This window comes from Pseudaminobacter sp. Soil_N_29, assembly GCF_057656055.1.
Genome location: NZ_JBDGLC010000003.1, coordinates 368,912 through 382,522 on the forward strand (window position 1 = coordinate 368,912; position 13,611 = coordinate 382,522).

Here is a 13,611-nt window from a genome sequence, read left to right on the forward strand (position 1 = left end):
TAGCCACGAGTAGGCGGCTTCGGGCCCAAGAGGCCGGGTTTTGCCCGGCCTCTTGCCCGGCCTTTGCCCCACGGCTTCTTTAGATTGTCCCTCGCGTCGCGACAGGTTTCGTCCTATGAAGCGCCCATGTCGATTTGGGACCGCATAGGCGACTTCGTCATCCGTATTTCCAGTTCCGCCAGGGCCGGCGTTGCCGACCTGGTGGAAGGCCTGCGCACGGTCTTCGAAGGAGACGCGGAGCTCCGGCGTCGCGTAGCCTTTTCTGTCGCTATGATTGCGCTTTCGGCCAAGATGGCCAAGGCCGACGGCGTGGTGACGCAGGACGAGATAAGGGCGTTTCGGGAAATATTCTCGGTCCCGCCGGAAGAAGCCCGCAACGTGGCGCGGCTCTACGACATCGCCAAGCAGGACGTTGCAGGTTTCGAGATATACGCGGAACGCATGGCCAAGCTGTGCGGCAGCGGGCACAAGAACTGTGCGATGCTGGAAGACATCCTCGACGGCCTGTTCCACATCGCCAAGGCAGACGGCCTGTTGCATGAGCGGGAGGGCGAGTTCCTCAAGCGCGTTTCCGAGATATTCAGGATCGAAGAGGATCACTATCAGACGATCCTGGCGCGGCATCTGGATCTCGGCGACGCCGATCCCTACCGGGTGCTCGGCATAGCGCGCGACCGCCCCTTCGCGGAAGTGCGCGCCCACTATCGGCGGCTGGTGGCCAATAGCCATCCCGACCGGATGATCGCCCGCGGGCTGCCGGAGGAATTCATCCGCATCGCGACCACCCGTCTGGCAGCGATCAACGCCGCCTATGCGTCGATCGAGAAGGCAGCGCGGGTGGCATGAGCGGATTTCCGCCAGATTATGCCGGCGCAAAAGTTCGCGTTTCGCCGAACTTCAAGGCGCGTCGTGGCACCGATCGGCCGGACATGATCATCCTGCACTACACCGGCATGGCGACCGGCGAGGAGGCCGAAGCCTGGCTGTGCAACCCTGCCAGCGAGGTGTCGTCTCATTATATTGTGCACGAGGACGGCCGTATCGTGCAGATGGTGCGCGAAAGCGACCGCGCCTGGCACGCCGGCAAGAGCTTCTGGCATGGAATTGTCGATGTGAATTCGTGGTCCGTCGGCATCGAAATCGTCAATCCGGGGCACGATCTTGGCTATCGGCCCTTCCCAAATTGCCAAATTCAGGCCGTAATTGCGCTCTGCCGGGACATAATCGACCGCTACGGCATCCTGCCGGAACGAATTTTAGCACATTCTGATGTGTCACCCGGTCGCAAGGTTGATCCCGGCGAAAAGTTTCCCTGGCGGCAACTGGCGCGCGCCGGAATTGGCCGCTTCGTGGAGCCTGCCCGCAGGCGAAAAGGGCAGGCTCTGCAACCTGGCGATGCAGGCGCCGAGGTCGAAGAAATTCAGTCGATGCTTTCCCTTTACGGCTACGGCATTGAAAAATCGGGAATTTTCGACAGGCCGACGGAAATCGTTGTTGCCGCCTTCCAGCGCCACTTCCGCCCCCGCAGGGTAGACGGCATCGCCGACCCCTCGACTGTGGAGACGTTGAGGCGGCTGCTCGCCTCGTCGCCGTTCGATTCGCGTTAGCCGCGCCTTCCCGGCCCGTCAAGTTACACTCTGTTAACTTTTGTGATTTCGGCGGCCTTCATTGCCGCCCATTCGCTTGGCAAATCCTTCGCCGTGTCACGGGCAATCTCTCTAGAAGATGGCCCCTGTTGAGTAAGGGTTGCTGCGCGAGCACTGTTCGTGCGGCCAAGAATAGACAAGGTACACATGAAAAAAATGACCGCGATGGCGGCGGCGCTTGCTGCCGCGTTCACCAGCTTTGCCGCAAACGCCCAGCCTCTGGCTCCCAAGAGCCCGAAATCGACGGAGAAGCTCTCCGTTGCTTCTGTCGCCGTTAACGACACTGATGACGCGATCGGCCTTCCGGGCGTGCGGGGCTTCAGCAGCACGCTCGACCTGCAGGCATCCCACGCGGTGAAGGCGCCGCGCAAGGCAACCAAGCGCTCCAAGAAAGCCGCCCGTAACGCGAAAAGGACCAAGGTGGTTCTGAACAAGCGCGGTGGCAAGAAGGTTCAGACCATGTCGGTGGCCGCCAACGCCGCCGCCAAGACGCCGCAGGCTGCCAAGGCGCAGTACAGCAGCATCGTCAACCGCTATGCTGCGGAATATGGCGTTCCGACTGCGCTCGCGCATGCCGTTATCAAGGTGGAAAGCAACTACCGCGCCAACGCACGCGGCGGCGCTGGCGAGATCGGTCTCATGCAGATCAAGCCCGCCACTGCCCGCATGATGGGCTACAGCGGTGGTGCCCAGGGGCTGTTCAACCCCGAGACCAACATCAAGTACGGCATGAAGTATCTGGCCAAGGCGCATTCGCTCGGTGGCGGCAGCACCTGCGGCACGATCCTGAAGTACAATGCGGGCCACGGCGCCAAGCGCATGAACCCGGTCTCGGCCGCCTACTGCAGCAAGGTCAAGCAGCATCTTGCGATGAACTGATGCAGCGCGGGGGACAAATGCGCCTAACCCGGCCGCTGGCAGGCTTTTTCGTTTGCGTTTTGCCGAGCGAATGCCTTTATACGCACTGCCAGCTGGCCGGGCGGCCGCACCTTCGAGAGCCGAAAGGCTGAAGGTGAGGAAAGTCCGGGCTCCATGGAAACACGGTGCCGGATAACGACCGGCGGGGGCGACCCCAGGGATAGTGCCACAGAAAGCAAACCGCCGCGGACCCGTCTGCGGTAAGGGTGAAAGGGTGGGGTAAGAGCCCACCGCGCGACTGGCAACAGGAGCGGCACGGTAAACCCCACCGGGAGCAAGACCGAATAGGGATGACAGAGGGGCGACCCTCAGGGCTGTTTCCGGCCTGGTCATCCGGGTAGGTTGCGTGAGGCGTATGGCGACATGCGCCCAAGACGAATGGTCGCCACGCTTCCGTGCCGCAAGGCGCGGGGGCCATACAGAACCCGGCTTATAGGCCGGCTGGCATTTCTTCCACTTCCATATTGAGAGCATCCATTGCCCGTATGCTTGCGGCAGTGGAGGACGGTTCGGGTTCAAGTCCCGGGCCCGTGGCTGCGTTGGCTCGTGGCAGCGGGTATCCGCCAGCAAGGCCGGCAGCCGCTTCTAAACGGTTCGTTAGTCTTAATGGAGGATAAAGACGGCGATGCCGCCAGTTCCGGCCGAACAACGGGCGAGGCTGGCGTCGTGTAGCCCGTTCCCGTTGACGCCCATATTGGCCCATGTTATCCCACTCGGACAATCAAGATCTTGTTTCGGTCCCGGATAAAGCGTTCCGCAAGCGGGCGGTCTGTTTGGCTGCGCGAGGCGCCTTCGTTGCAGTCACGGGCGAGGGTTTCGGGGCAGGCGACCGGCTTTGCGTCGACGCGGCAGGCCTGGCAAGAGACAACGCGACGGAGGCGGCTGACGCGAACGATGGACCGGTTTCTGTCCAATGCAGTGAACAGGATCGACGCCAAGGGGCGCGTCTCCGTTCCCGCACATTTTCGTTCCGTGGTCCAGAAGCGAGGCTACAGCGAGCTCTATGCGCTGCGGGCGCTGGAGACGCCCGCGCTGGACGTGGGCGGGCTCGACCTGCTCGATCGCTACGAGCAGCGGATCGCGCAGGAGGATCCTTTCCATCGCACGGCAGACGACATGTCATTTTTCTGCCATGGCGACGGGATGTTCCTGAAGCTGGATCAGGATGGTCGCATCACAGTTACGGATTTCATGCGCGAGCACACCGGCATCTCCTTGGAGGTGGCGTTTGTCGGGCGTGGCAGCTTCTTCCAGATGTGGGAGCCGGAACGGCTCCGGGCTCATGGTTCGGAGGTGCGCGCGCGGCTTTTGAAGCTTCGGCAGGGGACAGTTACCAAAGCAGCAGGAGAAACGGAGTGATGGCGGGCAGCGGCGAAGACGATCATGCCGTTGGCGGACCGGCCCGCCACATTCCGGTTCTTCTGAACGAAGTACTGGCGGCACTGGCGCCGGAGCCGGGCGAGACCATCGTCGACGGCACCTTCGGCGCCGGCGGCTACACCCGCGCCATACTGGCAGCGGGCGCGAACGTGATCGCCATCGACCGGGATCCCGACGCGATTGCGGCCGGCCGCGAGCTGGAGGAGAAATCCGCCGGCCGCTTGCGGCTCGTGCAGGCGCCGTTTTCCAGCCTGGATCAGCATGCGACGCAGGTCGACGGCGTGGTGCTCGACATCGGCGTGTCTTCCATGCAGCTTGACCAGGCCGAGCGCGGCTTCTCCTTTCGCGCCGACGGGCCGCTGGACATGCGCATGGCGCAAGCGGGATTGAGTGCGGCCGATGTCGTCAATCGCTTCAAGTCGGGCGATCTCGCCCGCATCTTCGGCTTTTTGGGCGAGGAGCGCCATGCCGGCCGTATCGCCCGCATGATCGAGAAGCGCCGCGCGGAGCGCCCGTTTGAGCGCACGCGTGACCTGGCCGAGTCGATAGCCGATCTCGTTGGCCGCAATCCGAAGGACAAGATCCACCCCGCGACCCGCGTGTTCCAGGCGCTACGCATCTTCGTCAATGACGAACTCGGCGAACTGGCGCGTGCGCTGTTCGCGGCCGAGCGGGCGCTCAAGCCCGGGGGCCGGCTGGTGGTGGTCACCTTCCATTCGCTCGAAGATCGCATCGTCAAACGTTTCATCGCCGACAGGTCCGGCACGGTGGCGGGTTCACGCTATCTGCCTGAAACGCACACGAAATCGGCGACGTTCGCGAAGGCGGGCGGCGCAGTGGGGCCGACCGAGGACGAGATCGCGGGCAATCCACGCGCGCGCTCGGCCAAGCTTCGGGCTGCGGTTCGAACCGAGGCGCCGGCGCGCACGGCGGATTTTTCGATCTTCGGCCTGCCGAAGCTGCCTGAAGTCCGCTCGGCCGGGGAAGAAAGGTAGGGGCATGTTTCGTACAACCGACATCCTTCTCATCGCCGCAATGGTTTCGGCGGCCGCCTTTACCTACAAGGTCAAGCACGAGGCCGAGGAACAACTCGCCGCTGTGCGCAAGATCGAGCAGCAGATCAGGTTCGAGGAAGACTCCATCGACCTGTTGAAGGCCGACTGGAGCCTCCTGACCCAGCCATCGCGGCTGCAGAAACTGGCCGAAACCTACCAGTCCGAGCTTCAGCTCGAACCCGTCGAGGCGCGGCAGGTCGTCGAGCTGAACGAGATTCCGATGCGCCCCGTGGAGGATTTCTCCACCGATCCAGTCGGCGCCATGGCCCAAAGCGGCACCGACAAGGTGGTGACGGGGGCAGTGCGATGATGAGGCTCTGGCGCAAGCGTCTTTCGAAGGGCCAGGGTTCCACCGCATCCATCGTCGTCGACGGCGCCCGCAAGGCGACGGGCGGCCGGACCAAGAACCGTGTCGTCATGACCATGGCCGTGTTCTTCGGCATCTATGCCACGATCGCCGGCCGACTGGTTTATCTGGGCATGCTGGAGCCGGACGAGGGCGGCGGCCCGGCATCTCGCGTTACGGCCTCGCGCCCCGACATCGTCGACCGCAACGGCGAAGTCCTGGCCACCGACATCAAGACTGCTTCCCTGTTTGCCGAGCCGCGCCGCGTCGTCGATGCGGACGAGGTGATCGAAAAGCTGTCCACCGTCTTGCCGGACATCGATGTCGAACAGACCTACAAGAAGCTCAAGAGCGGCACGGGCTTCGTCTGGCTCAAGCGTCAGCTCACGCCCAAGCAGCAGCACGACATCATGCAACTCGGGCTGCCGGGCATCGGGTTCCGCACCGAAAAGCGTCGTTTCTATCCCGGCGGACCGACCGCCTCGCACATCCTCGGCCTGACCAATATCGATAACCAGGGCATCGCGGGGATGGAGAAGTACATCGACGATCAGGGTCTTGCCGATCTCCAGGCTTCCGGACTGGCGGTGGCCAAGGACCTGAAGCCGGTGCGCCTGTCGATCGACCTCCGCGTGCAGCACATCGTGCGTGACGAAATCGCCCGGGCGATGGAGAAGTATAACGCAATCGCCGCCGGCGCCGTCGTGCTCAACGTCAAGACGGGCGAAGTTCTGGCGATGGCATCGGTGCCGGATTTCGACCCCAACAATCCGCACAATGCGCTCGACAAGGACAGGCTGAACCGCATGTCGGCGGGCGTCTACGAGATGGGGTCGACCATCAAGACCTTCACCACGGCGATGGCGCTCGATTCCGGCAAGGTCAACCTCAACAGCACCTTTGACGCGACGAAACCAATCACCATCGGGCGCCAGACCATCCGCGATTTCCACGGAAAGGGCCGCGTGCTGACTGTGCCGGAAGTGTTCATCTACTCCTCGAACATCGGCTCCGCGCGCGAGGCCGACGTGGTCGGCATCGAAGGGCATCGCGAGTTCCTCAAGCGCATCGGCCTGCTTGACCGGCTGCAGACCGAGTTGCCGGAAGTGGCGCGGCCGACCGAGCCGAAGGTGTGGAAGAAGGTCCACTCCATCACGATTTCTTTCGGCCACGGCATGTCGACGACGCCGCTGCAGACAGCAGTCGGTACCGCGGCCCTGATGAATGGCGGCCGCCTGATGAATCCGACCTTCCTGCCGCGCACGGAAGAAGAGGCGATGGCCGCGTCACGGCAGGTCGTCAACGCAAGGACCAGCGAGGATATGCGTTACCTCTATCGCCTCAACGCCGAAAAGGGCTCCGGCAGGAGGGCGGAGGTGCCCGGATACCGCGTCGGCGGCAAGACGGGCACGGCTGAAAAGGTGGTCAATGGCCGCTATGCGCCGAATGTCCGTTTCAACGCTTTCCTCGCGGCTTTCCCGATGGATGATCCGCAATATGTAGTGCTGAGCATTGTCGACGAACCGAAGCCGGAGAAGCCGGGAATGTCTGCGACAGCAGGCCTCAACGCGGCCCCCGTTGTTGCCAACATCATACGGCGGTCTGCATCCTTTCTTGGCGTGAAGCCAGATTTCAGCCATGAAACTCAGGCAACGCTGGTCTCGTACGATTGATTCTAGGGGCGCGCCGGCTGGCGCGCCATTTGTTTGTGACGGAAGTCGATGAAACTGAAACATCTCGCCGCGTTCCTGCCCGTCAATGCCCTTTCCGACGATCTGGAGATCGGCGGGATCTCTTCTGATTCGCGACGGATCAAGCCGGGCGATCTGTTCGTGGCTGTTCCAGGCACGAAGGCCGATGGCGCTGCCTACGCCGCCGATGCTGCAGCGCGTGGCGCGGTGGGGATCGTGGCCGGGAAGGAGGCGTCTATTGGGGCGCTCTCCATTCCCGTCATCACGGTTGAAGATCCCCGGCACGCGCTGGCCATGATTGCAGCGGAGCTTGCCGGCCGCCAGCCCGAGACCATGGTGGCGGTGACCGGCACCAGCGGCAAGACCTCGGTGGCCGCCTTCACCCGGCAGGTCTGGGAGCAGGTCGGTTTCGCGTCCGCGAGCATCGGCACCACCGGCGTGATTGCGCCCGGCCGCAATGAATATGGCTCGCTGACGACGCCGGACCCGGTCGAATTGCATCGCCTGCTGGCTGAACTGGCCGAAGCCGGCATTACGCACGCGGCAATGGAGGCTTCCAGCCACGGCCTGGACCAGCGGCGGCTCGACGGCGTGCGGCTTGCTGCCGGCGCATTCACCAATCTCGGCCGCGACCATATGGACTATCATCCGACGGTCGAGGAGTATCACCGCGCCAAGCTGCGCCTGTTCAACGAACTGTTGCCCAAGGGCGCGCCGGCAGTGATCTTCGCCGATGATCCATGGTCTGCACCCACCATCGAGGCCGCCCGCGCCGCGGGGCTCAAGGTGCTGACCGTCGGCCGCCATGGCGATTTCCTGCAGTTGAAGCGCGTCGAGCATGAGCGTTTCCGCCAGCGTGCGGAGATCGAGGTGGACGGCGTCATCTACGAGATCGACCTGCCGCTGGCCGGCGATTTCCAGATTTTCAACGCCTTGGTTGCCGCCGGCCTGGCGATCTCGACGGGCACGCCGGCCGCGAAGGCGCTGGCCGCGCTCGAGAAGCTGAAGGGTGCGCCCGGGCGGTTGGAACTGGTAGGCACCACGGCGGAGGGCGCGCCGGTCTATGTCGACTACGCCCACAAGCCCGATGCGCTGGAGAACGTCCTGGCCTCGGTGCGGCCGTTCACCACCGGCCGCGTCGTGGTGGTGTTCGGTTGCGGCGGTGATCGCGACCGCGGCAAGCGTCCGATCATGGGCGAGATTGCCACCAGGCTTGCCGATGTGGCCATCGTCACCGACGACAATCCGCGTTCGGAAGTGCCTGCCGAGATCCGCGCCGCCGTCATGGCTGCCGCCCCCGGCGCCATCGAGATCGGCGACCGGCGGCAGGCGATACGCGAGGCCATTTCCATGCTGCATGCGGGCGACACGCTGATCGTGGCCGGCAAGGGTCACGAAGAGGGGCAGACGGTGGGCAGCGAGACGCTTCCGTTTTCTGACCATGAGGAGGTGCGGCGCACCATCGAGGAGCGCTCGGCATGAACCTTCTATGGACATCCCAGGCGCTTGTCACCGCCATGGAAGGCCGGCCCTTAGGCCAGTTGCCCGATGGCGTGAGCGGGATTTCAATCGACACCCGCACGTTGCAACCCGGCGATGCCTTCTTCGCCATCAAGGGCGAGGCGATGGACGGCCACGACTTCGCGACTGCTGCCATGAAGGCCGGCGCGGGATTGCTGGTGGTGGCTGAAGCCAAGCTTCCGGCGCTCGGCCGGCTGACCTCGCCGATGATCGTGGTGCCCGATGTTCTGGAGGCGCTGGAAAAGCTGGGCATGGCCGCCCGCGCCCGCAGCGATGCCCGCATCGTTGCCGTCACGGGCTCGGTAGGCAAGACCAGCACCAAGGAGGCGCTGCGCTGCGGCCTTTCAGCGGTCGGCAAGGTGCACGCCTCGCCCATGTCCTTCAACAATCACTGGGGCGTGCCGCTGACGCTCGCCCGCATGCCGGCCGATTGCGACTATGCCGTGTTCGAGATCGGCATGAACCATGAGAACGAGATCCGCCCGCTGGTTAGGATGGTGCGCCCGCATGTGGCCATCGTCACGTCGATTGCTCCGGCGCATCTCGGCCATTTCAGCAGCCTCGACGACATTGCCAGAGCCAAGGCCGAGATTTTCGAGGGCGTCGAGCCAGGTGGCGCCGCACTCGTCAATCGCGACGATCCGCGCTTCAAGCTTCTCGAACAGTTGGCCCGCGAGGCAGGCGTGGAAAACGTGTGGGGCTACGGCGAGAACGCCAATGCGAAGGTCCGGCTCACCAATTTCGTGCTGCATGCCAGCCACTCGATCCTGACGGCGAATGTGGGTGGACAGGATGTGGCGGCCAAGATCGGGGCCCCCGGCCGGCACATCGTGCAGAACGCGCTTGCGGTGCTCGGAGCCGCGCAGCTGGTCGGTGCCGACGTGACCCGCGCGGCGCTCGCGCTGGCCGATCTGGTTCCGGAACGCGGCCGCGGGCGGCGCCATACGCTGCGTCATCCGGAGGGAACCTTCATCCTGATCGACGAAAGCTACAACGCCAATCCCGCTTCCATGCAGGCTGCCATGGCTTTGCTGGAGGCGACGCCGGTGGCGCCCGGATCGCGGCGCATCGCCGTGCTGGGCGACATGCTGGAGCTTGGCGAGCATTCTGCCAGGCTGCACACCGCGCTGGCGGAATTGATAACCGAGACGAGTACCGACCTGGTCTTCCTAGCCGGGCCGGAAATGAAGGCGCTAGCCGAAATCCTGCCGAGCGACTTCCATGCCGAACACCGCGCAACCGGCGACGAGCTCAAGCCCGTGCTGATGCAGGCGATCCGACCGGGCGACGTCGTCATGGTCAAGTCGTCGAAGAGCATCGGCTTTTCGAAGCTGGTCGATGCGCTCTTGGAACGCTTTCCGGATGCAGCCGGAAACACGATGCAAAACTGAAGATGGTCCTGGACAACCGCTAGATGCTCACACTGCTCGTCGAATTCTCGGACCACATCTCGGTCTTCAACGTATTTCGCTACATCACCTTCCGCACCGGCGGCGCGCTGATCACGGCTGCGCTGATCGTGTTCATCTTCGGGCCAACCATCATCGACTCGCTGCGTCTGCGGCAGGGCAAGGGCCAGCCGATCCGCGCCGATGGCCCGCAGACCCATTTCAAGAAGGCCGGTACGCCGACCATGGGCGGATTGATGATCCTCTGCGGCATCGTCGGTTCGTCGTTGCTGTGGGCCAACGTGAAGAGCGTTTATGTCTGGGTGGTGCTTCTGGTCACGCTCGGCTTCGGCGCCATCGGCTTCTACGATGACTATCTGAAGGTGACGAAGCAATCGCATCTGGGCTTTTCCGGCAAGGCGCGGCTGGCCATCGAGTTCCTCATCGCCGCCATCGCGGCATGGGCGATCATGCACGCCGGGCAGGAGCCGTTTTCCTCCTCGCTCACCTTCCCCTTCATCAAGGACCTGCTGATCAATCTCGGCTGGTTCTTCATTCCCTTCGCCTGCTTCGTCATCGTGGGCGCGGGCAACGCGGTCAACCTGACCGACGGTCTGGACGGGCTTGCCATAGTGCCGATCATGATCGCCGCGGCGTCCTTCGGCGTCATTGCCTATCTCTCGGGTAACGCTGTGTTCGCCGAATATCTGCAGATCCACTTCGTGCCGGGCACCGGCGAACTGGCCGTCATCCTCGGCGCGGTCATCGGCGCCGGCCTCGGCTTTCTCTGGTTCAACGCTCCGCCCGCCGCCATCTTCATGGGCGACACCGGGTCGCTCGCGCTCGGCGGCCTGATCGGCGCGATCGCCGTCGCCACCAAGCACGAGATCGTGCTGGCGATCATCGGCGGCCTGTTCGTCATGGAGGCGTTGTCGGTCATCATCCAGGTCGGCTTTTTCAAGCTCACCGGCCGGCGCGTGTTCCTGATGGCACCGATCCATCATCACTTCGAAAAACTCGGCTGGACCGAGAGCCAGGTGGTGATCCGCTTCTGGATCATCGCCGTCATCCTGGCGCTGGTCGGCCTGTCGACCCTCAAGCTGAGGTGAGCATGATCCCGGCGAGTTCCTTCCACGGCAGGCGCGTCGCGCTTTTCGGGCTTGGCGGCTCCGGCATCGCGACTGCGCGCGCCCTGATCGAGGGCGGGGCCGAGGTGCTGGCCTGGGACGACAATCCGGAAAGCGTGTCGAAAGCCCAGGCCGATGGCATCGGCACTGGCGACCTGCGCCATGCCGACTGGAGCGGCTTTTCCTCCTTTGTCCTTTCGCCCGGCGTGCCGCTGACGCACCCCAAGCCGCACTGGACGGTAGAACTGGCGCGAGCCGCAGGTGTGGAGGTGATCGGCGACGTCGAACTGTTCGCGCGCGAGCGCACCGCGCGCGCGCCGTATGCGCCCTTCATCGCCATCACCGGCACCAACGGCAAGTCGACCACCACGGCCCTGACGGCGCACATCATCAGTTCTTCCGGCCGCGATGCCCAGATGGGCGGAAATATCGGGCGCGCCGTCATGACGCTCGATCCGCCGCAGCCCGGCCGGCACTATGTCGTGGAATGCTCTTCCTACCAGATCGATCTGGCGCCCTCGATCAACCCTACGGCCGGGGTGCTGCTCAACCTTACGCCCGACCACCTCGACCGCCATGGCACCATGCAGCACTATGCGTCGATCAAGGAGCGGCTCGTCGCAGGCAGCGAAACCGCCATTGTGGGCGTTGACGACGTCTACTGCGCCCAGATCGCAGACCGGCTCGAAAAGGCCGGCAAGGATGTTATCCGCATTTCGAAACGGCTGCCGCTGACCGACGGTTATTTCGCCGACGGCACCGACCTGATGGAAGCAGTGCACGGACGCTACAGCCGCATCGGCTTTCTGGAAGGCATCGGCTCGCTGCGCGGCCAGCACAATGCGCAGAACGCGCTTGCCGCTGTCGCCGCATGCCTCAAGGTCGGGCTCGACCTGGGCGAGATCCAGGCCGGCCTCGAGAGTTTCCCCGGCCTCGCGCACCGCATGGAGCAGGTGGGCCGCAAGGACCATGTGCTGTTCGTCAACGACTCCAAGGCCACCAATGCCGACGCTTCTGCGCCGGCGCTGTCGAGCTTCCCGCGCATCTACTGGATCGCGGGAGGACTGCCGAAGGAGGGTGGCATCGAGCCGTTGCGCGGCTTCTTCCCGCGAATTGCCAAGGCCTATCTGATCGGCGAGGCCGCGCCTGCGTTTTCCGCGACGCTGGGCGAGGCTGTGCCCTACGAGATTTCCGGCACGCTGGCGGCCGCCGTGGAACATGCGGCGCATGATGCTGAGCGAGACGATTCCGGCGAAGTGGTCGTGCTGCTTTCGCCGGCTTGTGCAAGTTTCGACCAGTTCAAGAATTTCGAAGTGCGTGGCGACGCCTTCAAGGAGGCGGTGGCCGCGATCGACCGGATCACGCTGATCGGAGGGACGAGATAATGTCTAGCCGCCTCGACAGAAGCCCCGTCGCCGTCTGGTGGCGAACGGTGGACCGCTGGTTCCTCGCCGCCTTCCTGTCGCTGATGGGGCTGGGCATTGTGCTCTCCTTCGCCGCCAGCCCGGCGGTGGCCGAGCGCATCGGGCTCGACAGCTTCCACTTCGCGACCCGCCAGATCTTTTTCACCATTCCGGCTTTGGCCGTGATGATAGCCGTCTCCTTCCTGCAGGCCCGCGAGGTGCGGCGCATGGCGCTGATCATGCTTTGCATCTCGCTGGTTCTCATGGTGGCGGTTCTCTATGTCGGCGTTGAGGTCAAGGGCGCGCGGCGCTGGGTGTCGTTTGCGGGCGTCTCCGTGCAGCCATCGGAATTCCTCAAGCCGGCTTTCGTCATCGTCTGCGCCTGGCTGTTTGCCGAGCATGCCCGCCAGCCCGACATTCCGGGCAACCTGTTTGCCATGATCCTGCTTGTGCTTGTCGTGGCGCTTCTGGTCGCCCAGCCCGACCTCGGCCAGACCATGCTGGCAGCGGGCACATGGGGCGTCATGTTCTTCATGGCCGGAATGCCATGGCTGTGGATCATCGTGCTGGGGGTTCTCGGCGCGGGCGGTCTCGCGGCGGCCTACACCATATTCCCCCACGTCGCCGGCCGTATCGATCGCTTCCTGACCGGCGAGGGCGATACATTCCAGGTCGACATGGGGCGCGACGCGGTCATCAATGGCGGCTGGTTCGGCGTCGGGCCGGGCGAGGGCACGGTCAAGCGCGTCATCCCCGACAGCCATGCCGACTTCGTCTTCGCGGTGGCAGGCGAAGAGTTCGGCATCGTGCTGTGCATCGTCATCATGTCGCTGTTTGCCTTCATCGTGCTGCGCGGACTGTCCATTGCGCTGAAGGAACACGACGATTTCACCCGCTACGCCGTTGCGGGTCTGGTGGTCGTGTTCGGCCTGCAGTCGGTGATCAACATGGGCGTCAATCTGCAGCTCATGCCGGCCAAGGGCATGACGCTGCCGTTCATCTCCTATGGCGGCTCCTCGCAGATCGCCATTGCGATTTCGATGGGCATGGTGCTGGCCCTGTCGCGCAAGAAGCCGGAAAGGCGCAAGCAGCTCGGCCTCCCCGGCGTGTCCGGGCATGCCCTGGCGGCGGAATGA

General features: G+C 64.0%; 12 protein-coding genes and 1 other RNA gene. All 13 read left to right on the forward strand.

All coding sequences use genetic code 11. The annotated features are described in order from the left end of the window. Window positions 1-126: 126 nt before the first annotated feature. The 13 genes from AC3A4H_RS10350 (at window position 127) to ftsW (ending at window position 13,611) form a co-directional block, all read left to right on the forward strand. A complete protein-coding gene (locus tag AC3A4H_RS10350) occupies window positions 127-846 on the forward strand; it encodes a TerB family tellurite resistance protein (protein WP_487766614.1) in 720 nt (239 codons plus the stop codon). Further along, window positions 843-1,607, forward strand: coding sequence for an N-acetylmuramoyl-L-alanine amidase (locus tag AC3A4H_RS10355; RefSeq protein WP_487766615.1), 765 nt, complete (start codon window positions 843-845; stop codon window positions 1,605-1,607). The genes AC3A4H_RS10350 and AC3A4H_RS10355 overlap by 4 nt, the downstream gene beginning before the upstream one ends. Window positions 1,608-1,793: 186 nt before the next feature. Then, complete coding sequence (locus AC3A4H_RS10360; RefSeq protein WP_487766616.1) at window positions 1,794-2,525, forward strand: lytic transglycosylase domain-containing protein; 732 nt, start codon at window positions 1,794-1,796, stop codon at window positions 2,523-2,525. An 88-nt stretch (window positions 2,526-2,613) separates the two neighbouring features. Continuing rightward, window positions 2,614-3,013: RNase P RNA component class A (rnpB, locus tag AC3A4H_RS10365), an RNA gene on the forward strand. A 445-nt stretch (window positions 3,014-3,458) separates the two neighbouring features. Further along, the gene (mraZ, locus tag AC3A4H_RS10370; RefSeq protein WP_348777730.1) at window positions 3,459-3,923 is read left to right on the forward strand and encodes a division/cell wall cluster transcriptional repressor MraZ; all 465 of its coding nucleotides are present in this window, start codon (window positions 3,459-3,461) and stop codon (window positions 3,921-3,923) included. Continuing rightward, entirely contained in the window at window positions 3,923-4,939 is a 1,017-nt protein-coding gene (gene rsmH / locus AC3A4H_RS10375; RefSeq protein WP_487766617.1) for a 16S rRNA (cytosine(1402)-N(4))-methyltransferase RsmH, read from the forward strand. Before mraZ ends, rsmH begins: the two co-directional genes overlap by 1 nt. A gap of 4 nt (window positions 4,940-4,943) precedes the next feature. Next, window positions 4,944-5,309 carry a cell division protein FtsL gene (gene ftsL / locus AC3A4H_RS10380; RefSeq protein WP_348777371.1) on the forward strand — a complete coding sequence of 122 codons (366 nt, stop codon included), beginning with the start codon at window positions 4,944-4,946 and terminating at the stop codon, window positions 5,307-5,309. After that, a complete protein-coding gene (locus AC3A4H_RS10385) occupies window positions 5,306-7,018 on the forward strand; it encodes a peptidoglycan D,D-transpeptidase FtsI family protein (RefSeq protein WP_487766618.1) in 1,713 nt (570 codons plus the stop codon). Before ftsL ends, AC3A4H_RS10385 begins: the two co-directional genes overlap by 4 nt. Before the next feature lie 48 nt (window positions 7,019-7,066). Then, window positions 7,067-8,518, forward strand: a complete 1,452-nt coding sequence (locus tag AC3A4H_RS10390) for a UDP-N-acetylmuramoyl-L-alanyl-D-glutamate--2,6-diaminopimelate ligase (protein WP_487766619.1) — start codon at window positions 7,067-7,069, stop codon at window positions 8,516-8,518. Continuing rightward, window positions 8,515-9,948 carry a UDP-N-acetylmuramoylalanyl-D-glutamyl-2,6-diaminopimelate--D-alanyl-D-alanine ligase gene (locus AC3A4H_RS10395; RefSeq protein ID WP_487766620.1) on the forward strand — a complete coding sequence of 478 codons (1,434 nt, stop codon included), beginning with the start codon at window positions 8,515-8,517 and terminating at the stop codon, window positions 9,946-9,948. The genes AC3A4H_RS10390 and AC3A4H_RS10395 overlap by 4 nt, the downstream gene beginning before the upstream one ends. A gap of 23 nt (window positions 9,949-9,971) precedes the next feature. Beyond that, on the forward strand, window positions 9,972-11,054 hold the full coding sequence (gene mraY, locus AC3A4H_RS10400) for a phospho-N-acetylmuramoyl-pentapeptide-transferase (RefSeq protein WP_348777367.1): 1,083 nt from the start codon (window positions 9,972-9,974) through the stop codon (window positions 11,052-11,054). Between the two features lie 2 nt (window positions 11,055-11,056). After that, window positions 11,057-12,457 carry a UDP-N-acetylmuramoyl-L-alanine--D-glutamate ligase gene (murD, locus tag AC3A4H_RS10405; RefSeq protein ID WP_487766621.1) on the forward strand — a complete coding sequence of 467 codons (1,401 nt, stop codon included), beginning with the start codon at window positions 11,057-11,059 and terminating at the stop codon, window positions 12,455-12,457. Further along, window positions 12,457-13,611, forward strand: coding sequence for a putative lipid II flippase FtsW (ftsW, locus tag AC3A4H_RS10410; protein ID WP_487766622.1), 1,155 nt, complete (start codon window positions 12,457-12,459; stop codon window positions 13,609-13,611). The genes murD and ftsW overlap by 1 nt, the downstream gene beginning before the upstream one ends.